General features: G+C 61.3%; 19 protein-coding genes and 1 tRNA gene. 3 read left to right on the forward strand and 17 right to left on the reverse strand.

The window, feature by feature from the left end:
- Positions 1-57: 57 nt before the first annotated feature.
- The 15 genes from KI612_RS06705 to KI612_RS06775 form a co-directional block, all read right to left on the reverse strand.
- Positions 58-441 carry a hypothetical protein gene (locus KI612_RS06705; protein WP_226443044.1) on the reverse strand — a complete coding sequence of 128 codons (384 nt, stop codon included), beginning with the start codon at positions 439-441 and terminating at the stop codon, positions 58-60.
- Between the two features lie 201 nt (positions 442-642).
- Complete coding sequence (locus KI612_RS06710) at positions 643-2,874, reverse strand: PhoX family protein (protein WP_226443045.1); 2,232 nt, start codon at positions 2,872-2,874, stop codon at positions 643-645.
- 86 nt (positions 2,875-2,960) lie between these two features.
- Positions 2,961-3,749 (reverse strand): type II secretion system protein N, encoded by a 789-nt coding sequence (locus KI612_RS06715; RefSeq protein WP_226443046.1) that lies wholly within the window; start codon positions 3,747-3,749, stop codon positions 2,961-2,963.
- Positions 3,746-4,252, reverse strand: a complete 507-nt coding sequence (gene gspM / locus KI612_RS06720; RefSeq protein ID WP_226443047.1) for a type II secretion system protein GspM — start codon at positions 4,250-4,252, stop codon at positions 3,746-3,748. Before gspM ends, KI612_RS06715 begins: the two co-directional genes overlap by 4 nt.
- The gene (gspL, locus tag KI612_RS06725; RefSeq protein ID WP_226443048.1) at positions 4,249-5,430 is read right to left on the reverse strand and encodes a type II secretion system protein GspL; all 1,182 of its coding nucleotides are present in this window, start codon (positions 5,428-5,430) and stop codon (positions 4,249-4,251) included. Before gspL ends, gspM begins: the two co-directional genes overlap by 4 nt.
- On the reverse strand, positions 5,427-6,341 hold the full coding sequence (gene gspK / locus KI612_RS06730) for a type II secretion system minor pseudopilin GspK (RefSeq protein ID WP_226443049.1): 915 nt from the start codon (positions 6,339-6,341) through the stop codon (positions 5,427-5,429). Before gspK ends, gspL begins: the two co-directional genes overlap by 4 nt.
- Positions 6,322-6,906, reverse strand: coding sequence for a type II secretion system minor pseudopilin GspJ (gene gspJ / locus KI612_RS06735; RefSeq protein WP_226443050.1), 585 nt, complete (start codon positions 6,904-6,906; stop codon positions 6,322-6,324). Before gspJ ends, gspK begins: the two co-directional genes overlap by 20 nt.
- On the reverse strand, positions 6,903-7,268 hold the full coding sequence (gene gspI, locus KI612_RS06740; protein ID WP_226443051.1) for a type II secretion system minor pseudopilin GspI: 366 nt from the start codon (positions 7,266-7,268) through the stop codon (positions 6,903-6,905). The genes gspJ and gspI overlap by 4 nt, the downstream gene beginning before the upstream one ends.
- A complete protein-coding gene (locus tag KI612_RS06745) occupies positions 7,265-7,717 on the reverse strand; it encodes a prepilin-type N-terminal cleavage/methylation domain-containing protein (RefSeq protein ID WP_226443052.1) in 453 nt (150 codons plus the stop codon). The genes gspI and KI612_RS06745 overlap by 4 nt, the downstream gene beginning before the upstream one ends.
- A 13-nt stretch (positions 7,718-7,730) precedes the next feature.
- Positions 7,731-8,171, reverse strand: coding sequence for a type II secretion system major pseudopilin GspG (gene gspG, locus KI612_RS06750; RefSeq protein WP_226443053.1), 441 nt, complete (start codon positions 8,169-8,171; stop codon positions 7,731-7,733).
- Between the two features lie 7 nt (positions 8,172-8,178).
- The gene (gene gspF / locus KI612_RS06755; protein ID WP_226443054.1) at positions 8,179-9,390 is read right to left on the reverse strand and encodes a type II secretion system inner membrane protein GspF; all 1,212 of its coding nucleotides are present in this window, start codon (positions 9,388-9,390) and stop codon (positions 8,179-8,181) included.
- 4 nt (positions 9,391-9,394) lie between these two features.
- Positions 9,395-10,867, reverse strand: a complete 1,473-nt coding sequence (gene gspE / locus KI612_RS06760) for a type II secretion system ATPase GspE (protein ID WP_404818081.1) — start codon at positions 10,865-10,867, stop codon at positions 9,395-9,397.
- A 17-nt stretch (positions 10,868-10,884) separates the two neighbouring features.
- Entirely contained in the window at positions 10,885-12,948 is a 2,064-nt protein-coding gene (gene gspD, locus KI612_RS06765; protein WP_226443056.1) for a type II secretion system secretin GspD, read from the reverse strand.
- A gap of 9 nt (positions 12,949-12,957) precedes the next feature.
- The gene (locus KI612_RS06770; RefSeq protein ID WP_226443057.1) at positions 12,958-13,461 is read right to left on the reverse strand and encodes a type II secretion system protein N; all 504 of its coding nucleotides are present in this window, start codon (positions 13,459-13,461) and stop codon (positions 12,958-12,960) included.
- A 249-nt stretch (positions 13,462-13,710) separates the two neighbouring features.
- Positions 13,711-13,795 (reverse strand) — tRNA-Leu (locus KI612_RS06775).
- Positions 13,796-14,587: 792 nt separating this feature from the next.
- Between KI612_RS06775 and KI612_RS06780 the strand changes: the two genes are divergently transcribed.
- A complete protein-coding gene (locus KI612_RS06780; protein WP_226443058.1) occupies positions 14,588-14,956 on the forward strand; it encodes a hypothetical protein in 369 nt (122 codons plus the stop codon).
- A gap of 39 nt (positions 14,957-14,995) precedes the next feature.
- Entirely contained in the window at positions 14,996-16,033 is a 1,038-nt protein-coding gene (locus KI612_RS06785; RefSeq protein ID WP_226440294.1) for an IS630 family transposase, read from the forward strand.
- Positions 16,034-16,218: 185 nt separating this feature from the next.
- On the opposite strand, the gene KI612_RS06790 is transcribed toward KI612_RS06785, so the two are convergent.
- A complete protein-coding gene (locus KI612_RS06790; RefSeq protein WP_226443059.1) occupies positions 16,219-17,982 on the reverse strand; it encodes a relaxase/mobilization nuclease domain-containing protein in 1,764 nt (587 codons plus the stop codon).
- On the reverse strand, positions 17,982-18,338 hold the full coding sequence (locus KI612_RS06795; RefSeq protein ID WP_226443060.1) for a hypothetical protein: 357 nt from the start codon (positions 18,336-18,338) through the stop codon (positions 17,982-17,984). Before KI612_RS06795 ends, KI612_RS06790 begins: the two co-directional genes overlap by 1 nt.
- A gap of 330 nt (positions 18,339-18,668) precedes the next feature.
- Here KI612_RS06795 and KI612_RS06800 point away from each other — a divergent pair, with 330 nt between their 5' ends.
- The gene (locus KI612_RS06800) at positions 18,669-18,878 is read left to right on the forward strand and encodes a hypothetical protein (protein WP_226443061.1); all 210 of its coding nucleotides are present in this window, start codon (positions 18,669-18,671) and stop codon (positions 18,876-18,878) included.
- Positions 18,879-19,321 lie beyond the last annotated feature (443 nt).

Raw genomic sequence — 19,321 nt, forward strand, 5'->3', positions numbered from 1 at the left:
GCGGCAAAGAGAAACGGGCCCGGCGGGCCCGTTTTTATTTTGCCTTGATCGTCCCGCTCAGCGCGGCGGCATGACCGGCTGCCAGCCTTCCGGGCAATACTGGACGTAGGGATAGTATTCGCCGGCCGAGCCGCAGTAATACCAGTTGCCGGCGGCCGGCTGGATGCGCACCGGCGGCGGGGGCGGTGCGATATAGACCGGGGCGGGCTGGTACTGGTTGTAGGCGACCGCACCGACCGCCAGGCCGGCGATGGCGAGGGCTGCCGCCGGACCGATCCAGCCCGGGCCGCCGCGGTGGCCGTGATGGTGATGCCGTTCCGGTCCCGGACGGTAATCGCGGTGGCCGCCGTAGCCGCCGTGGCGTCCCCAGTCGGCCTGGGCGGTACCGATGCTGCCCAGGGCAAGGCTGGCGGCGAGGAGAAGGGCGGTGGCTTTTTTCATGGTCTGGCTCGTTGTGGTCTTGATGAGCCGAATAACGCGGCGCGGTGGCGTACCGATTACCGCTGCCGTGTACGCAATTGTCAGAAATTGTTGCTGTACGGTCGACGCGCTGAAAAAGCCTGTTTTCCAGCGGTCGACCGCTGCCGTAAACGAAAAAAGCTGCCGCACTCGCGCGCGGCAGCTTTTCGGGCTTGAAAGAACTCAGGAACCGATCAGGCCGCCGTCGTTCTTGGTGATGACAACGGTCGTCGAGCGCGGCCGTGCCGTACCGCCTTCCGGCCAGTGGCTCTGGTAGCTGGCGGTGGCGTTGTTGGCCACATCGCTGGCCAGGGTGCGCTCACCCGGGTGCTGGATATTGACGAAGATCGTCTTGCCATCCGGTGTTTCGCTGATGCCGGTGATTTCGCAGCCCTTCGGTCCGACCAGGAAGCGGCGCAGCGTGGCGTTGCTGGCATCCTTGCCGGCGTAGGTGGTGATCGTCTGGTTGGCCGGGCCGGCGGCCGGTACGGCCAGGTTGGCGACGCTGACCGCGCCGCCGTCCCCGTAGGCGCCGGGCAGGGCGGCCAGCATCATGCAGTTGGTGACGTCGGTGTAGGCATCGTCGTCGGTCTGCAGCCACATCAGGCCGGGAATGGCCTGGCTGAACCAGAGACCGTCCGGGGCGGAAAAGTCGTTGTCGTCGGTCAGGCCCGAGATGTTGATCGAGGTCGTGTCGAGACCGGTTTCGGCACCGAACAGGTAGATGTCCCAGTTGAAGGTCGTCGCAGCCGGATTGCTCGTGGTTTCGCGCATGCGGATGATGTGGCCGTTCGGGTTGCCCTTGTTGCCTTCGCCATCATCGTAGTAGCGCGGGTTGGCGGCGTCGAGGGCGCGCGACTTGCCGCTGTTGAAGTTGCCGGTCTTGCCGCGGTCGGCATTCTTGGTCAGGGTCACGTACACGTCACCGGTCACCGGATGTACGCCGGCCCATTCCGGACGGTCCATCGAGGTTGCGCCGACCGCATCGGCGGCCAGGCGGCAGTTGATCAGCACGTCGGCCTGGTTGGCGAAGGTGTAGTTGGCGTAACCGGAGATCTGGGTGTTGCTGATGTTCAGCTCGGTCCAGGTGCCGCTGCCGTCGGCGGCGAAGGTCGCGACGTAGAGCTTGCCGTCGTTGAGATACTTGTCGCCGGCGGTCATGCCGCCATTGGCATCGGCGGCATCCCAGTTGCTCGTCGAAACATACTTGTAGATGTATTCGCCGATCGCGTCGTCACCCATGTAGAAAACGATGGGCTTGCCGGCGACGGCCTTGGCCGGCATTGCACCTTCGTGACCGAAGCGGCCCATGGCAGTGCGTTTGCGCGGCGTGGTGGCGGGTGCGAAGGGATCGATCTCGACGACCCAGCCGAAGGTGTTGGCGGCATTGCGATAATCGAGGGTGCTGTCGGCGCCGGTCAGGTTGAGGTTCCAGCGGTCGTAGAGACCGGTAGCAGAGAGGTCGCCGCCAGCCGGGTTGGCCCACCCGTAGCTGCCGTTGCTGGAGCCTGAGCCGATGTAGCGGTTTTGCGCGGCGGCGGCGTTGGTGCCGAGCGTCGAACTGGCCGGGCGCTTGAAGTAGCCGGCCCAGTTTTCTTCGCAGGTCAGGTAGGTGCCCCACGGCGTGACACCATTGGCGCAATTGTTCAATGTGCCGCGTGTGGCAGTGCCGGCTGTCGAATAAGGGGTGACGAGCAGGCTGTCGCCGCTGGCCGGGCCGGCGATGTCCATCGGCGAAGCGGCGGTGTAGCGACGGTTGAAGCCGGACAGCTTGTTGACCGAGAAATTGCTGCTGCGCACGATCTCGATGGCCGAGACGCCATGGGCATGGACTTCCTTGTCGATCTGGTCAGCGACGCGGGCGGTGTTGACGATGCCGGCCGTATAGTCGGCGGCCGTGTGCAGGAACTGCTGATTGATGTTCTCGTGGTTCATGCACAGCACGCCACGGTTCGAGTTAGTCAGGTCCTTGGCCAGGCCGGCGCTGTTCAGTCCGAAAAAGGCCATGCCGTCATGGTGGTCGCCGGCGCGGAATTCGAAGCTGGCGGCGGTATCCGTGCCGTCGTTGGCATAGGCGGCAGTGGCCAGGTTGATCGGGTCGCCGGTGCGATAGAGATATTGCGCAGTGTAGCCGGTCGGAATACTCAGCACGTCGGCCAGACTCTTGGCGACGACAGTGAAGCCGAGGCTGAAGCTGTCATTGCTGTCGTCGCTCTTGCTGTTGCTCAGGCAACCGGCCAGGCCGACACTCATGAAACTGCTTGCGGCCAGGCCGAAACCGCCCTTGAGGACATTGCGGCGCGACAGGCGGACATTGAGGATATCGGTAAAACCCGGATTGCCGGAGGTGTTCTTGGACACGTCATCCTGGCCGTTCGGCGAGTCGGGGTGGTGCTTGGTAAGGAGTTCGGACATGGCTGTTCTCATTGGTTTGGAAAAATCACGATTGTCGGCAGGCTTCATGATGTTGGTGTGACACGAACGTGAACACGGCATGACAATTATGTTGCAGACCAGTCCAGGCGGTAGCGGCCGCCTCCCTGCGGCTGGGCAATCATTTGCAAGTAGCGGCCGAGGCGGCTCTCCGCATCATTTGCCAGGCGGGCTTCGCCAGTCAGCTTGCCTTGCCAGCCGCGCCCGGCATTTTTGCCGTGCAGGACGAGTTGACCGTCCAGTTCGATGTTTCCCTGTCGGCCACCGGCGAGCCGCGCCTGCAGGCCGTCCGCCTGGTAGGCCCAGGCGATCCTGAGTTCGCCCAGCGGATAATCCTCGAGCAGGCCGCTGGCGGCGCCGTGCCAGACCAGCTCGCCCTGGCTGTCGGGGATGCCGGCAAAGGACCAGTGTGTCGTGCTGCGGCCAAGGGCCAGCCGACCCTGCCAGCCGCTGCCCGGCAGCTTGAGCGCTGGTTGGGCAAGGAGCAGGGCAGCCGGCAGGACGAGGCCGTCGGCGCTCAGGTGCAGGCCGTCGCCGGCCAGGGCGAGCGTCGCGCGGCCGTCGCCAAGGCGGATTTCGGCGCTGGCGGAAAATGGTTTGAGTTGCCAGGCGAGTGGGCCGAGATCGAACCAGGCGTCGGCATCGGGCAGGCGTGCGAAGAGGCGGCCGCGGCCTTGCCACCAGGCGCCGTCGGCCTCGGCGATCCGGCACTGGCCGGCGCAGGCGGCATTGAGCGCCGCCGCCGGCCAGCTTGCCGGCAACTGCGCCAGGCCGAGCAGGCTGCACAGGCCGAGGATGAACAGGCGGCGCGGCCAGTTGGCCGGCCGGCCGACCGGGCGCGGTCGCGGATGTCTCATGGCGCCGTCGCCGCGAAGGCGAAGACGGCATCGACCACGACACCGTCGCCGCCCGGTTGCAGCCGGACGCGTTGCAGGAGCAGGCGGTTTTCCTGCTGCATCGCAGCGGTCCACGTCAGCCAGCGGGCAAAATCGGTACGCCCTTCAAGCTGCAGTTCGCCGTTGCCGTTCCAGCGCGCGACGAGCTTCGGGCCGAGTTCGCCGAGACGCTGCTCGACGGCCTGGCGCAACACTTCGGGGCGCGGCAGCGGGCGTGCCGCGTTGGCGGCGCTCAGTTGCTGCCAGGCTTCGTAAAGGCGATCGCTCTGTTCGGCCGTTGCCGCGAGTTCGGGCATCTGGCGCAGCAACTTGTGCCGGCTGCTGGCCAGCGACCAGGCGAGTTGCACAAGGAGGGCGCCGAGCAGCACCGCGCCGAGTATTTGCAGCGCCCGTCGCTCGCGCGGGGCGCGTTGCTGCCAAAAGGATAGCGCTTGTTGTTGCCAGTTCAGAACAAGGGTTTTCATCGCAAATCTCCGGCCTGGATGCTGAAACTGCCTGGGGTGGCCTCCGCGATCAGGCGCAGGCCCTGGCTGCGGCCGGCCTCGGCGAGGCGGCCGAGGGCTGCGGCATTGAGCTGGCTGAGCAGGTGCAGGCGGCCTTGCTCGTAGCGGATTTCGCCGAGCAGGCCGGCCTCGTTCGGCGTCAGACTGGCGAGCGGGCCGAGCAGGCGCAGGAAGTCGTCATCGGCCAGTTGTCCGGCCTGGCGGCGGGCGTTGTCGACCTGGCGCCGCATCTGGAGCAGCGGATCGACCAGCGTCGCCTGCGGAAAGGCCTGCCGGAAGCGGGTGACGACATGCTGGCGATAGTCGTTTGCCTGACGCTCGAGCCAGATCCACTGCGCCGTGGCGAGTACGGCGACGAGCAGCGCGGCGCCGGCTGCAAGCTGCCCGGCGTGGCGGAAGTGGCGGGCCAGGACGAGGCGCGGCTTGGCTGGTGCCAGTTCGCCGTAAAGAAAGCCGGCACCGGCGGGGAGGCTCAGGCTGGCCGGTTCGGTGCCGCTGTCGCGCAATTCGCCGCTGTTCCTGCCGGTTTCGAGCAGCGCCGTGACCGAGTCCGGCAATTGGCGATCGAGATTGCGATAGCTGCTGATCGGCAGTTGCGCCAGCCAGCTGCCGAGATGCGGATCGCTGTCCAGGCTGGCGAAACTGCCATCGGCCAGCGCCAGGTCGAGGCTGCCGGCGTAGAGCCAGGCGTGGCCGGCCGGCAGTGCCATGCCCAGCGGCCAGGCGGCGCGCGGGGCGAGGCCGAGTTCGCGCAACAGGGCGACGATGCCGGCCAGGCGCTGACGGGCGATGATGCCGATCGCACTGGTTTCGTCCGTGCCCGCCTCGGCGGCCGCAAAGAGCAGTTGTTCGGGGGCTTCGAGCAGATTGTCCTCAAGCGCACCGGCGATCACCTGTGGGCTGCGGGCGCGCGCGGTCTGTGGCAGGCGGGCGCGCTGGCTGGCACACTGGCTGCCGCTGAGCAGGATTTCACAGGGGCAGCCGGCGGTGTCGCCATTGGTTTCGCCTATGCCCGGCCAGTAGGCCGGTTCGCTGTGGCCCTGGCGGACGATGCGGCCGCTCCGGTCGCGCAGCAGCCAGCTGCAGTCGCGGCGGTGTTGCGGCCAGTCGGAGGGAATGAGCAGGATCAGGGTGGTCATCGCAGGCTTTGCCAGTAGATATGGACGGGGCCGCGCTCGCTGGCGCGACTGATCAGGGTGTCGACCCGGCTGCGGCTGCGTCCGGTGCGAACCTCGACATGAATCAGGAAGTGCCGGCTGGCACCGGTCAGCGGCAGCAGCGGCGCGGGCAGGTTGGGTTCGGGCAGGCGGTTCTGGAAGTCGCCCTGGTCGCGGAACGGCTGCTGCAGGCGTTGGCCGGCCAGGGCGCGCGCCGCCCCGAGGCTGAGGCCGGGCTGCACGGCGGCGAGGACTTCCGGCGGCGCGGTATTGATATTGACCGCCTGCTGGCCGGGCAGGACGCTGACGAAATCCTGCAGGCGGCGCATGTTTTCTGCGCTGTAGCCGGCGATGGCGCGCAACTGGGCCGGGTGGTCGAGCGGCCGGGCGAGGCCCGCAGGTTTTTCGTTGCCGCCCAGCGCTGCGGCGAGGCTGTCAGCCAGCCCGTCGGCGAGGCCGAGCAGGGCGAGCAGGCGGCGGTAGGCGCGCAGGGCCTGCGGGTCGAGTTGGCCGTTGCTGCGGCGCAGGTTGTTGAGATTGAAGCGGCCCTGCATGTCCTCGATGCGGCCGGCCACTTCGCTTTCTTCGTAGCGCAGCGGCGGCAACTGGCGCGCCCAGTCCTCATTGAACGTGTCGAGGGCACCGGCGCGGCCGTCCGCGGCGAGGATGGCCTGGGCGTAGGCGAGACCGGCGCGCGCCATGGTGTAGGCCTGCGCCTTGTCGCGGCTGCCGGCCAGGCGTTCGATCCAGTGATCGGTGCGGCTGAGCAGGCTGATCGCGCTCGCCGCCGCCAGTGCGGTAACCAGGATGGCGATGATCAGCGCCGCGCCGCCTTGCGGTCGACGGCCCGGAAACGGCATTTTTGCCCGGACTTCAGTCGGCAGCGGGAACATCGAAGATCCTTTCGATCGTGCCGCCTTCCTGCAGCTGGAGGCGCAGGCGCAGGGCCCGCGGCAGGGCCTGCTCGGGCGGGTTCGGCCAGCTTGCCAGCCAGCGTCCCTGGCGATCGAGATAGGCGAATTCGAGGTGCTCGATGCCGCTCAGCAGGCGGTAGCTGCGGCCCGGCGCGAGCGCGTCCGGCGTCGGCCAGAGCAGCAGGTCGAGCTGGCCGTCCTGCCAGCGGTAGGCGAGGCGGCTGAGCTGGCCGCCGCTGTCGCCGAGCCGCGTAAAACTCATCTGGGCGCTTTTTTCCGTGCTGCTGCCCTGCCAGGGCGGCGCGGCGCGACCGTCGGTCTGTCGTCCGGGGACGGCGATCGCCTGGCGGACGTCGCTGCCGATGCGCTCGCCGACCAGGGCGAGTTCCTGCCAGCGCGCTGTGGTTTCGCTGAGGTGCAGGCTGGCCTGCTGCACGTTGTCGAGACCGCGCCAGCCGAGCGCGCCGATCAGGGCGAGCAGGGCTACCGCGACGAGCATCTCGATCAGCGTGAAACCGGCCGTTTTGCAGCGGTCGACCGTCATGGCGCAGGCAAAAAGGCAACCAGGCGGCCGACCGGTGCAGCCGTGCCGGGGGTGCTGAAGACTTCGATGTCGACGCGGCGGAATTGCGCCTGCGGCAGCGGCGCGACGCGCTGCCGCCAGGTGAAGCTCTGGCTGCCCATCGCGGCCGTGCCGCGGCTTTCGCCGAGCGCCGGCCAGGCGCGTTCGGCGTAGAGCAGGGCGATCCGGTTTTCGGCGATCCAGCCGGCCAGCTGGCGCGTGCGCAGGGCTTCGATGGTGTCGGCCGAGCCGCTGCCGGCGCGGATGGCCGCAGCCAGCCCGACGGCGAGGATGGCGAGGGCGATGAGGATTTCGAGGAAGGTGAAACCGGCGGCGCGTTTCACGGCACTTCCTCGAGGCTGATCAGGCCGCTCGGCTGACCGGCGATCTGCCAGTGCCGGGCGCCGTCGCCGAGGCGGACGACGAAGAGCGGCGGCGTGGCGCCGAAGCGGATCAGGCTGCCCGGCGCCTGGGCATGGCCGTCGATTTCCAGGCTTTCGAGGGCGAGTCCCTCGGCCAGTGGCAGGAAGGGCGGCTGCAGTTCGGCCGGCCGCCAGGTCGCATCCTTCTCGACCAGCAGGCGCGCCGTGCCGTTGTTGACCTGCCAGGCCCAGTCGCGCGCTTCGCGGCTGGCCTGGCGTGCCGCGGTTTCGGCCTGTTCCTGCCAGGCGCGGGCGCTGTTGCGCTGGGCGCCCAGGCGGCTGTCGGGCAGGGCGGGCACGACGCTGGTCGCGAGGATGCCGAGCAGGATCAGCACGACGAGGATTTCGATCAGGGTGAAGCCGCGCGCCATGGTTTTTCGCGGCTTACAGCGCCCAGTTGCCGATGTCGGCATCGTTGCCTTCGCCGCCCGCCTGGCCGTCGGCGCCGTAGCTGAAGACGTCGATCTCGCCATGCAGGCCGGGGTTCAGGTAAAGATAGGGCTGGCCCCAGGGGTCGCGCGGCAGGCGTTCGACGTAGCCGCCGTTCTTCCAGCCGGCCGGTACCGGCGGCAGTTGTGGCTTGCTGACCAATGCCGCGAGGCCCTGTTCGCTGCTCGGGTAGCGCTGGTTGTCGAGGCGGTAGAGCTTGAGTGCCTGGACCAGGCTGGCGATGTCCTGGCGGGCGGCGACGATGCGCGCCTCGTCCGGCCGGCTCATTACCTTGGGCACGACGAGCGCGGCGAGGATGCCGAGAATGACGATGACGACCATCACTTCGATCAGCGTGAAGCCAGCGGTCGACCGGCGGAAAAGGGCATTTTTCATGGAGTACCTAGCGCAGCAGTTGGTTGATTTCGATGATCGGTTGCAGGATGGCGAGAACGATGACGAGCACGACGAGGCCCATGCCGAGAATCATCAGCGGTTCGAACAGGCTCATCGCCAGGCCGAGCCGGTGGCTGACCTCGTCGCTTTGCTGGCGCGCCGCCTTGTCGAGCATGGCGTCGAGGCGGCCGCTGTTTTCGCCGCTCGCCACCATGTGCAGCAGCAGCGGCGGGAAATGCCCGGTCTGGGCGAGCGCACGGTGCAGCGGCATGCCTTCGCGCACCTGGTCGGTGGCAGCGCCCAGCGCGTCCTGCAGCGGACTCAGCCAGAGCACGGCACGTCCGGCCTGCAGGGCATTGAGCAGGGGCACGCCGCTGCCGACCAGGATGGCCAGGGTCTGGGCGAGGCGGGCGCTGTCCAGGCTGCGCAGCAGAGGCCCGAGCAGCGGCAGGCGCATCAGCTGCGTCTGCCAGGCGCGGCGGATCGCCGGCTGGCGCCAGGCGCGGTGGGCCAGCCAGGTGCCGAGCAGGCCGCCGCCGAGCAGGCCGGGCCAGGCGACGCGCAGGAAATCGCTGAGCGCGATCAGGCCGCGCGTCAGGAGCGGCAATTGCTGCTTGCCGTTCTGGAAGACGGCGATCACCTGCGGCACGACATAGGTCATCAGGCCGAGGATCACGGCGCAGGCGACGACGACGACCAGCACCGGATAGACGAGGGCCTGGACCAGGCGCTGGCGCAGGGCGCTGCTGCGTTCGAGGTGATCGGCGAGGCGGGTCAGGATGCCGTCGAGCTGGCCGCTCTGTTCGCCGGCCGCGATCAGGGCGCAGTAGAGGCTGTCGAAACTGCGCGGGAAACGCGCCAGCGCCTTGTGCAGCGGATGGCCGGCGAGCAGTTCGGCGCGGATCGCGGCGAGCAGTTGCCGTGTCGCGGTGTCGGCGCTCTGCTCGATCAGCGCGGCGAGGGCACGCTCGACCGGGATGCCGGCTTCGAGCAGGGTTGCCCACTGGCGGGTGAGCAGCATCAGGGCGGCGTGGCCGAGGCGCGGCGGCCGGCGCAGCGGCGTCTCCGGGCTGGCCGCGCTGACTGCCGTCTGGACCTCGACCGGGAACAGGCCTTGTTCGCGCAGCAGGCTGCGCGCCTGGCGCGCGGTGTCGGCATCGAGCACGCCGGCGATTTCGCCGCCGGCGAGATTGACGGCACGGTAGCGGAAGGCGGCCATGGCGTCAGTTACGTGTCACGCGCAGCAGTTCGGCGAGCGAGGTTTCGCCGGTCGCCAGCCAGCGCAGGCCGTCCTCGTGCAGGTAGCGCAGGCGGCGCTCGCCGCGCCCGGCCAGACGGGCGGCGGCGCGCAGTCCGCTTTCGTCGGTGCCGTGGTGGAGCAGCGGGCGCAGCGTCTCGTCGATCTCGAGCAACTCGTAGATGCCGATCCGGCCGAGATAGCCGGTCTGCGCGCAATGCGGACAGCCGACCGGCTCGCAGAGCCGGCTGATTTCGGGCGGTAATTGGTCGTCTACCGTTGCCGGGCGCGTCGTCTTGCACTGCGGGCAGAGTCGGCGCACCAGGCGCTGCGCCAGGATGCCGAGCAGGCTGGAGGCGAGCAGGAAGGGCTCGACGCCCATGTCGATCAGGCGGGTCGCGGCGCTGGCGCTGTCGTTGGTGTGCAGCGTGGCCAGCACGAGGTGGCCGGTCAGGCTGGCCTGGACAGCGATCTGCGCGGTTTCGCCGTCGCGGATCTCGCCGATCATGACGACGTCCGGATCCTGGCGCAGGATGGCGCGCAGGGCGCGCGCGAAGTCGAGGTCGATGCGCGGATTGACCTGGATCTGGCCGACCCCGGCCAGTTCGTACTCGACCGGGTCCTCGACCGTCATGATGTTCTGCTGCCGCGCATCGAGGCGCGACAGCGCGGCGTACAGCGTCGTCGTCTTGCCCGAGCCGGTCGGCCCGGTGACCAGCACGATGCCGTGCGGCTGGCTGATCAGGTGGTCGGTGCGGGCCAGGGTGTCGGGCGCCATGCCGAGCCGCGCCAGGTCTAGGCGTTTCGGGTCCTTGTCGAGCAGGCGCAGGACGACGCGTTCGCCGTGGCTGGAGGGCAGCGTCGAGACGCGCACGTCGATGCCACGCCCGCCGATCCGGATGCCGAGGCGGCCGTCCTGGGGCAGGCGCTTCTCGGCGATGTCGAGGCTGGCCATGATCTTGATGCGCGACACCATGGCCGCGTGCAGCGCCCGGTTCGGGCGCACCACGTCGCGCAGCATGCCGTCGAGGCGAAAGCGCACGCAGGAGTGGCGCTCGTAGGGTTCGATGTGGATGTCCGAGACGTCCTCGCGCGCGGCCTGGGTGAGCAGGGCGTTGATCATGCGGATGATCGGCGCGTCGTGCCGGGTGTCGAGCAGATCCTCGATCGGCGGCAGTTCTTCGACCAGGCGCGCGATGTCGAGATCCTGGTCGATGTCGTCGGCGACTTCGGCCGCCGTCTGTTCGCCCTGGGCATAGGCTTCGGCCAGGCGGCGGGCGAATTCCTCGGCAGTGACCGGCTGCGGTTGCAGCGGAAGACCGCTGCTGCGGCGGATTTCAGAAAGTGCGGCGAGCGGCAGCGGCGCATCGGTGCGCCAGAAAACAGGCAAGAAATCGGCGTCGACCGTACCGAGCACGACACCGTGCTGGCGGGCGAAAGCGTAGGGCAGGCGGGTCATTGCCGGCATTGCTGCGCTCAGTTCGCGGCCGGCAGGGCCGGCAGTTCCGGCACGCCGGCTTCGCCCCAGCTCGGGATCTGCTTTTCGCCCTGACGCTTCTGGCCGTCGAGCAACTGCTGGTAGCGATCCTCGGTCATGTCCTTGTAGGCGAGTTCGTCACGCACGATGCGCGGGCGCAGGAAAACCATCAGGTTGGTCTTCTTGCGGTTGCGGTCTGCGTAGCGGAAGAAGTTGCGCAGGAAGGGAATGTCGCCGAGCAGCGGCACCTTCTCCTCGTTGGCGCCGAAACTGTCCTCGATCAGGCCGCCGAGCACGATGATCTTGCCGTCGTCGACGAGCACGCTCGATTCGATCGAGCGCGTGTTGGTGATCGGCCCGGTGGTGTTGCTCGCCGTGCCCGACTGCACCGACGAAGCCTCCTGGTAGATCTGGATGCGCACGACGCCGCCTTCGGTGATCTGCGGCTTGACCTTGAGCGTCAGGCCGACGTCGCGCCGCTCGTAGGTCTGGAAGGGCGTCACCGTGCTGGTCGTGCTGGTCGTGCTGTAGGAGCCGGTGACGAAGGGCAGGTTCTTGCCGATGACGATTTTCGCCTCTTCGTTGTCCAGGGTCATGATGTTCGGCGTGGACAGGATGTTGGCGTGCGCCTCGCTTTCCAGGACGCGGGCGAGAAAGCCGAGATTGGCAATGGTGCCGACGCCGGGAATGGTGATCTTGCCGTTGGTGATGCCGAGATTGAGGCCGGTGCCCAGCGTGCTGATCGAGGTCGACGCGGTGATGATGTTCTGGCCGGTGCCGCCGAAATTGGTGCCGCCTATCGTGCTCAGGCCGGTCTTGCCAAGGCCGCTCAGGTCCTGCCACTGGATGCCGAATTCGGCGGCGCGTTCGGCGCTCAGCTCGACGATCAGCGCCTCGATATGAACCTGGGCGCGGCGCCGGTCGAGCATGGCGATGACGTTCTGCAGGTTGTTGAAGACCGGCTCGGGCGCCGTGATGATCAGCGAATTGCTCGCCACGTCGGCTTGTACCATGCTGCCGGGAACGAGGGCGGCGCCGTTCTGGCTGCTGTTGCTCTCGTTCGCCCAGTTGCTGCCGGCGTTGCTGCCCGTTGCTGCGTTCTGCGTGCTCAAGGCGTTGTTGCCGGTGCCTGTGCTGCTGCCGCCGGATTGCGTGCTGCCGGTGAGGCGAGTGTTCTGGCTGGCGGCATTGCTGCTGCCGGTTTCACTGCCAAGGATGGCGCGCAGCATCTGGGCAATGCGCGGCGCCTCGGCGTGTTTCAGGTAAACGACGCGGATGTTGCCGAAGCCGGCATCCGGCTGGTCCATCTCACTGGCCAGCGCGGCGGCGCGGGCAAGCAGGCCGGGATTGTCGGCACGCAGGATGATGCGGTTGCCGCGCGGATCGGCCGTTGCGACCAGGCTGCCGGCGGTGCCCGCGGCGCCGTTGCCGAACAGGCGGCCGATATTGGCGGCGACCTCGATCGCCGAGGCATGCTTGAGGCGGATGACCTGCGGATCGTCACCGTGCGGCACGTCGATCGAGGCGATGATGCGTTCGATGCGGCGCAGGTTGTCGGCGGCATCGGTGACGACCAGGGTGTTGCTGCCGGCGTTGGCGGTAATCGACTGGTTGGGGCCGACCAGCGGTTTCAGCGCATTCAAGACCTGCGGTGCCGATTCGTAACGGATGTGAAAGACCTGGGTCGTGATCTGGTCGCCGAGGCCGCGCCCGCCGACCGGGCCGGCATGCAGGCGGGCATCGGCATCGGGCAGGATCTTGGTCACCGCGCCGCCCTCGACCACCGAGTAGCCCTGCATGCGCAACGCCGAGACGAGCACCTGGTAGGCCAGGTCGCGCGATACCGGCTTGCCGGAAATGATGTTGATCGTGCCCTTGACGCGCGGATCGATGACGAAATTGCGCCCGGTGATTTGGCCGATCGCCTTGACCGCCGACTCGATGTCGGCGCCGACGAAATTGAGGGTCATTTCCTCGCTGGCGGCCAGCCCGGGCAAGGGTGAGGCGAGGCAGCAAAGCAGGAGGCAGGCGTGCAGCAGGTGGCGCTTGAGGCGGGTGTTCATCGGTTGGGGTCAGTTTTCGGAAGAAGGTGAAGCCGGCTCGGCGGCCTGTGCGGCGGGGAGATTCAACTGGCTGCTGGTGCTGCCGGCGAGCAGCTCGACCTGGCGGGGGGTGATGCGCTTGACGATGAACTGTTCGCCGATCCGGTCGCCGACGGCGACGACCAGCGGCGTGGCTTCGCCGTCGCGGCGAATGATGGCGCGCGCCTGCGCCGCCTGGTCCGAGGCGAAGACGCCGAGCAGTTGCAGGTGGCTGGCCGGTTCGGCGCGCGGTGCGGCCGCGCTTGCTCCGGCGAACAGGGGCGAGGCGACGAGATGGGCGGCCGCTACCTGCGGATCGTTGTTGCGATTGCTTGCCGGTGCGGCGGCGGGCAGGACGAAGGCGCCGAGCAGGCCGGCGAACAGCCAGACGGCGGCGAGCAGCACGGCGAGGCTGGCGAGATGTCCGAGTGCCGGCCAGAGCGGCGCCGGGTCGAGGCGAGGGAAAAGCTGGGCGGGGCGGCGCAAGGTGATCATGTCGGCGGGAAAGGGCGCTATGCCGGGGGCGGTGCCGGCCCGGCGAAGGACGCACGATAGTCGGCCTTTGTTACGCTTCGATGACGCCTTGTCATATTCGCCATGGCTGCCCGGTCGGGCCGGCGTGATCGCCGGGGGGGGGCTGTTTCCAGAAGCCGGAAACGACAAAGGCCACCGAAGTGGCCTTGATCATGTTGCGGACTGAACCGCTTTTCGCGTTCTTGCCGGTGGCGACCGACAAGAAATCGCTGGTGCCCAGGAAGGGACTCGAACCCCCACGGAGTTACCCGCTAGTACCTGAAACTAGTGCGTCTACCAATTCCGCCACCTGGGCACAGGTGCGAAGAGGGCGCATTATAAGGACTTTCTCGGGCTTGTACAGCGCTTTTTGAAAATTTTTTAATCCGGCTGTTGCGGAGATTTCCCGGCGACGCCTGTGGCGGCCTGTGAGACAATGCGGCCTGTCCCGCAGGTGTGGGGCAGAAATGAAAAAAGGCCTTGTTTTCACAAGGCCTTCAGTCAAAATCGTTGGTGCCCAGGAAGGGACACGAGTAGCTAGAAAATCAACGGGTACGACAGATATAACCTATTGATTTCTAATGGCTCTGATTCTAGGAAATCCCTAGAACACAACACCACATGACGCAGTTTCTGTCGCACCTACAGTATCACCGTTACCCGGCTGTGTGTAAAGGGCGTGTAGCCTCCGTACAATTTTCAGAGCGGGCTAAAATCTGACCGTAGACTGAAGACCGTCCATATGAACAACTATATGAAGAGTAAAGAAGGTCGATTTCGGGTTGGTTCATAAGAAGTGGGAATTACCTCAGTTATGAATACATCCAAAATGAGTAAAGCCGCCCGAAGGCGGCTTTACGAGTACGTGTCGGAACGGCGCCCGCAGTATCCATTAGAAGATTTCGCTTCAGGACCCCTGCGCTAGGAAACCTAGCACCCCGTTCAGATGGATGACTGAGTCATATGGCCCCATCTCTGCTAAACTACACCTCGCTTTCGTGCCACTACAGCGGGCAGTTCGTCGTATTCAGCGACAGACTCAGTATAGCGCAATCAAATTATAATTTGCAACTGAACCGTCCCCTGAGACGACTCAGAAGGGGACCGAATGACTTACTCTGTAGCAAGCAGAAAACGTGACTATTGGACTGTAAACGGCCAGATTAACTTTGGATTCATTCCTGGTGGACTTGTCCCCAGTGTAAAAGACCCACTGCCTGTGCGATTGCAGCGTGGTGATGCTAACGCACAGTGGGGGCACGACCATATCATGGCTGACCATGCACATTGGATTCGGAGCACAGGTTTGTCGGTTCCACACTTGCTCCTGACTAAACTAGCGCAACCAGGTCAAGCCTACACGACTGAAGTCGACTCGAAATTCAAAATAAAACTCAACCTGACACCCAATGCACTACTCCTCTTGAAGTTAACGCAAGGTGCTGATCCATTTTTTGGAGTCACCTCGCTTTATTAACCTGGCAAATAGATAGGGCGTTTATGTTATGATATTTGCATGGATAAAGAAGATGCCCGCAAGCTCAGGCCAGAGCAACAAAAGGAGAAGCGCAAGATAGCGCTTCGCATGCGAATGAACGGACGCGAATTTGCCGAGATTGGATTAGCGGTCGGAGTACATTCCCGTACGGTCCAATATTGGTGGTCGCGCTACCAGGCAGAAGGCCTCAAGTCGGCGGTAGAAGGCGGCAAAAGAGGCACGGAGATTGGTGAGCGACGCACACTCAGCGTGGAACAGGAGTGGGCAGTGCAGCAGTTGATCAGCGAGAAAATGCCTGACCAACTCAAGCTTTCCTTCGCGCTCTGGACACGGGCAGCAGTTCAGGAGTTGATCCATCGTCGTTTCAAGATCGACATGCCGATTCGGACGGTCGGTGAGTATCTCAAGCGCTGGGGTTTTACACCGCAGAAGCCGTTGAAGCGGGCCTATGAGCAGAAACCTGAATTGGTGGAGGCTTGGCTCAAGGAGAGTTACCCACGCATCGCCCGGCGCGCCAAGGACGAAGGGGCGGAGATTCACTGGGGTGACGAAACGGGCATCCGTAGCGATTGCCAACATGGCCGGAGCTATGCGCCAGCGGGAAAAACACCTGTTCAAAGGGTGCCCGGCAGCCGGTTTGCCACGAACATGATCTCCACGGTCACCAACCAGGGGAAAGTGCGCTTCATGCTCTATCGGGAAACGATGACGGCCACTGTCCTGATTCGATTCCTTGCACGCCTGGTTCGTGATGCTGGACGCAAAGTGTTTTTGATTCTCGACAACCTGCGAGTGCATCACAGCAACAAGGTTCGGGACTGGTTGGAAAAACATACCGAGCACATTGAGTTGTTCTTCTTGCCCGCCTACGCCCCGGAACTCAATCCGGACGAGTATCTGAATTGCGACCTGAAGGCCTTGGTTCATGGCGGAAAGCCTGCCAGGAATCGGGATGAACTGGAATCAAAGGTGCGAGGTGCAATGATGAAAATACAGAATCGCCCAAAACGGGTTATGTCCTATTTTAGACACCGAAAAATCCAATATGCCGCGTAATGAACCTATTGGATTGCCGGGTTAATACTTCCGGAATTCTTCTGTCGATGGTTCTTGGCTTGGAAATTATCCGGCCTGCACTCATGCGAGTAGTTTGCTTGCTGCCGACCCCATATTTAAATTGTTGGAACCCGTCCAACCAATTGTCACAATCAAGAAAAAGCGAGTTTTTACAAAACCTGCTGCTACCAAGGCCTAAAATCAGACCCAGATGAATCCCAAGGGTTCTTGGGTGTTGGATATTGAAAACCCGTATCGGGTATCTCTGCCACCTTGGGTTCTTGCCAACCATAATCGCATTCAGGTTCTTCATGGACCGGTTCGTCAACCTGTTGACGTGCCGGAATCTCAGGCGCTGGAGGTTCGACAGATGGTTGTTTAGGCTGAGGCTGGTTAACCTCTACCGTTGGTTTAGGTTTATCAGGTTCAAGGGTTTCGACCTCCCGTACAACTTTCCATACTGCATGAGTAGGTTGGTCTGCTGGTAGTTTATAGCGCTTGCCAAATAATATCTTGATAACTGAATCAACATGAGTTTTGTATTTATCTGGTATGAAATTTTTAAACTCTGTTAGCTTATCGTTAAAATTATTGAATACAATAGTTGCCATCGCTCTCCACCAACCAAGACTGCCTCCATATTCAGTTTCGGCATTAAAACCATCTTGTATTTCCTTGTAGTAGGATGACCAAGAGTATTTTCGACCGATTAGATTCATAATTTTATGTCGGTCTCTATATTCAACATCAGCATCTTGGCCTAGTAGTGCACGTAACGAGTAACATGCCTGTACATCCATAGGATTGGTTGGCATGTTGTAGCATAGCGTTTTATCTATTCCATTTTTAATTTCCGGCGCTTCATAAACAACCATGGCACGGCATTCAGATTCTTGAAGTGGTCTGACTGATTGCAAGATGCGTTTTCTTATACTGACTAACTTCGCAGTATTGGTTGTTTCTGGCTTAATAATGTTTTCCAATGCTGAGTCACTAGCCAGTGTGACATTGATGGTTTGTGACTTGGTATCTTGAAATTTGATACTATCAATATTAGGTTTTTGCGAACCAATATAGTGTGCTTTCAATATTTCGGTATCACGTTCTTTGTTGTAATCAAGTCCGCGTGATTTTATTAATTCACTCCATGATGCTTTGACTTGGCTACCTTTGAATGTTTGGTTTTCAACTTCAAAACTGAAGCCGTTCATGGTTCCGTTTTGTGCAATATTGGCAACAACAACGATACCCATGCTCTCTAATTTGGATATAAATTTTTCGACAGTTGCGCCACCATCAAGTGCTTCATCTATGGCTCTGGATAATCGCTTTTTTGGATTCAGATGGCTTACATTTGTTTCCTGCTTGCGTTTCTCCATAGCCAACTCTTGTTTGGTTGACTTAACTTCCATGCGTGTGTTTATTTCGTTGTTTGGTGCAATTTTAATTTTGCCAGCATCATCTGTTACATAATTCAAACCTTTTGTAGTGGTCAATCCAAACTCTTTTTCAAGCTCAGAGATGATGCGAGTACTGATAAGGTTCTCGTTTCTGCCAAGATATACAGAGCCATCAATACCTATTCTGTTGGCAATGATGTGTATATGCTGTCCATCTTCATCATCGTGAAGTACGCAAACATATTGAAAGTTGCTTGTGTCTAATTCAAGCAAATTTAAATATGCTTCCGCAATTTTGGCCCATTGTTCTTTGGTCAATTTGTCACCCTTTGGCAACCTTAATGAGTTGTGCCAAACGGGTTTTTTTATGTCCTTACGTGACTTTCTGATGGCATTGAACTCAGCAACTAACTCATCAACATCCAGACCAGCCATGTTGCTATCAATCAATTGACCTGGGTTGTCTGAGTGTCCATTTTTACGATCAAACACGTATAAGAGCACACCTCTGAAGAGGATGCCGCGTTTGATTTTCTGCATACCTTTCATTAGTTTTTACCTACCAGTTCACGCTGTAATTGTTTAACAGCATCTTTGATTTCGGATAGGTTCGTTTCCTGCTCAATGGTCAAGGTTTTGTCGTTCTTGATGATGCTACCGACAGCGCCAAGCAATTTATTGAGGCGCATGTATAGCTCCCTATTCTCGATAGAGATGATGGGTTGTATGGAGCGTAGAACGCACATACGTACCCATTCGTGTTGAGGAACTGAGCCACGGTTTTTGGTGAAGGTGGCATATTCCGATTTATTCAATCGGCAGCAAACAAGCTTAGTGCGTTTGCTCTCGTCAGCGTCAAAACCTAACGATAAATCTTCGGTTTTAGATAGATAATTTTTAGACATAAACCCTCCGTTTATAGGTGCCAACGGCAGGGGTCCAGGGGCTTGCCCCGGCCAGGATAGCTAATATATAGCAAGCGTAGCGCTGCGGAATATTAGCCCTGGCTTCTCCGGTGTTAAAACAAAAAAATAATCGTATCGTTTAACCCTAAAAAGAACTGTTCCGTTAAAACCTAATCAATATTGATTTGATTATATTAACACAAATTAATTAGGTTTCGATAAATAATCTAATATTGTTGATTAATAATATGTGTGTGATATAAGTAACGGTAGAAGGCTCTAGGATACAAACAAGAGAGGGTAAATATGAGCGTGCTAACGAAAAAGGTAGTGATTGAAACAATGTCTATGAATGTGCGTGTTCCTAAACAGCTTCATTCAGACATCGAAGCTATTAATAAAAAATTAGAAGAATATGAACTCGGTTTGGAGATTGTATTATCCAAGGTTGTCATACAAGCCATGAAGGAAGCAAAACGCCAAGGTGATAAGGTTATTAAAGAACATGAAGCAAAATTGAATGCTTCTAAGTCTGCATGATTGACGTTATTGCGATGTATCGACAACGGGATATTGTCGATACATGCGCTTTGGTTTAATTAACTGCAACGTTATATTGTTGTTTGGTTGCTGACATGTTGACGCTTGAGTTCATCGAGTAATGTTGTTACTTGATATAAACATATTTGCCCATCGCAAATCAAGTCATTAGAGAAATCAATAAATCCAAAACCGTTTATGTCACTTAGCATCAGTTCCAGATGGGCGATTGCTTCTGTGATTATATTTTTTAGGTGCTCGTAATTCATTTTGTGTAGCTTGGTAGTTGAGAAGGTGTATACCAAGCTACTTCGATTTATTGAATTAAGGCAACATTTGTTTTGATATTGACATGTATTTTCCTGTCAATACACGTCCATACATGAAAAGCCATGCCAATATATTTATGGCTTTAAACTTGTAATCTGAAAATAAAAATGGGA

The sequence above is a fragment of the Quatrionicoccus australiensis genome (assembly GCF_020510525.1).
Taxonomy (GTDB): Bacteria; Pseudomonadota; Gammaproteobacteria; order Burkholderiales; family Rhodocyclaceae; genus Azonexus; species Azonexus australiensis_B.

Excerpts from the sequence above, each read along its gene's own strand:
- KI612_RS06705 (WP_226443044.1), bottom strand. The coding sequence starts at position 441 with ATGAAAAAAGCCACCGCCCTTCTCCTCGCCGCCAGCCTTGCCCTGGGC.
- KI612_RS06710 (WP_226443045.1), bottom strand. The coding sequence starts at position 2,874 with ATGTCCGAACTCCTTACCAAGCACCACCCCGACTCGCCGAACGGCCAG.
- KI612_RS06715 (WP_226443046.1), bottom strand. The coding sequence starts at position 3,749 with ATGAGACATCCGCGACCGCGCCCGGTCGGCCGGCCGGCCAACTGGCCG.
- gspM (WP_226443047.1), bottom strand. The coding sequence starts at position 4,252 with ATGAAAACCCTTGTTCTGAACTGGCAACAACAAGCGCTATCCTTTTGG.
- gspL (WP_226443048.1), bottom strand. The coding sequence starts at position 5,430 with ATGACCACCCTGATCCTGCTCATTCCCTCCGACTGGCCGCAACACCGC.
- gspK (WP_226443049.1), bottom strand. The coding sequence starts at position 6,341 with ATGTTCCCGCTGCCGACTGAAGTCCGGGCAAAAATGCCGTTTCCGGGC.
- gspJ (WP_226443050.1), bottom strand. The coding sequence starts at position 6,906 with ATGACGGTCGACCGCTGCAAAACGGCCGGTTTCACGCTGATCGAGATG.
- KI612_RS06745 (WP_226443052.1), bottom strand. The coding sequence starts at position 7,717 with ATGGCGCGCGGCTTCACCCTGATCGAAATCCTCGTCGTGCTGATCCTG.
- gspG (WP_226443053.1), bottom strand. The coding sequence starts at position 8,171 with ATGAAAAATGCCCTTTTCCGCCGGTCGACCGCTGGCTTCACGCTGATC.
- gspF (WP_226443054.1), bottom strand. The coding sequence starts at position 9,390 with ATGGCCGCCTTCCGCTACCGTGCCGTCAATCTCGCCGGCGGCGAAATC.
- gspE (WP_404818081.1), bottom strand. The coding sequence starts at position 10,867 with ATGACCCGCCTGCCCTACGCTTTCGCCCGCCAGCACGGTGTCGTGCTC.
- gspD (WP_226443056.1), bottom strand. The coding sequence starts at position 12,948 with ATGAACACCCGCCTCAAGCGCCACCTGCTGCACGCCTGCCTCCTGCTT.
- KI612_RS06770 (WP_226443057.1), bottom strand. The coding sequence starts at position 13,461 with ATGATCACCTTGCGCCGCCCCGCCCAGCTTTTCCCTCGCCTCGACCCG.
- KI612_RS06780 (WP_226443058.1), top strand. The coding sequence starts at position 14,588 with ATGACTTACTCTGTAGCAAGCAGAAAACGTGACTATTGGACTGTAAAC.
- KI612_RS06785 (WP_226440294.1), top strand. The coding sequence starts at position 14,996 with ATGGATAAAGAAGATGCCCGCAAGCTCAGGCCAGAGCAACAAAAGGAG.
- KI612_RS06790 (WP_226443059.1), bottom strand. The coding sequence starts at position 17,982 with ATGAAAGGTATGCAGAAAATCAAACGCGGCATCCTCTTCAGAGGTGTG.
- KI612_RS06795 (WP_226443060.1), bottom strand. The coding sequence starts at position 18,338 with ATGTCTAAAAATTATCTATCTAAAACCGAAGATTTATCGTTAGGTTTT.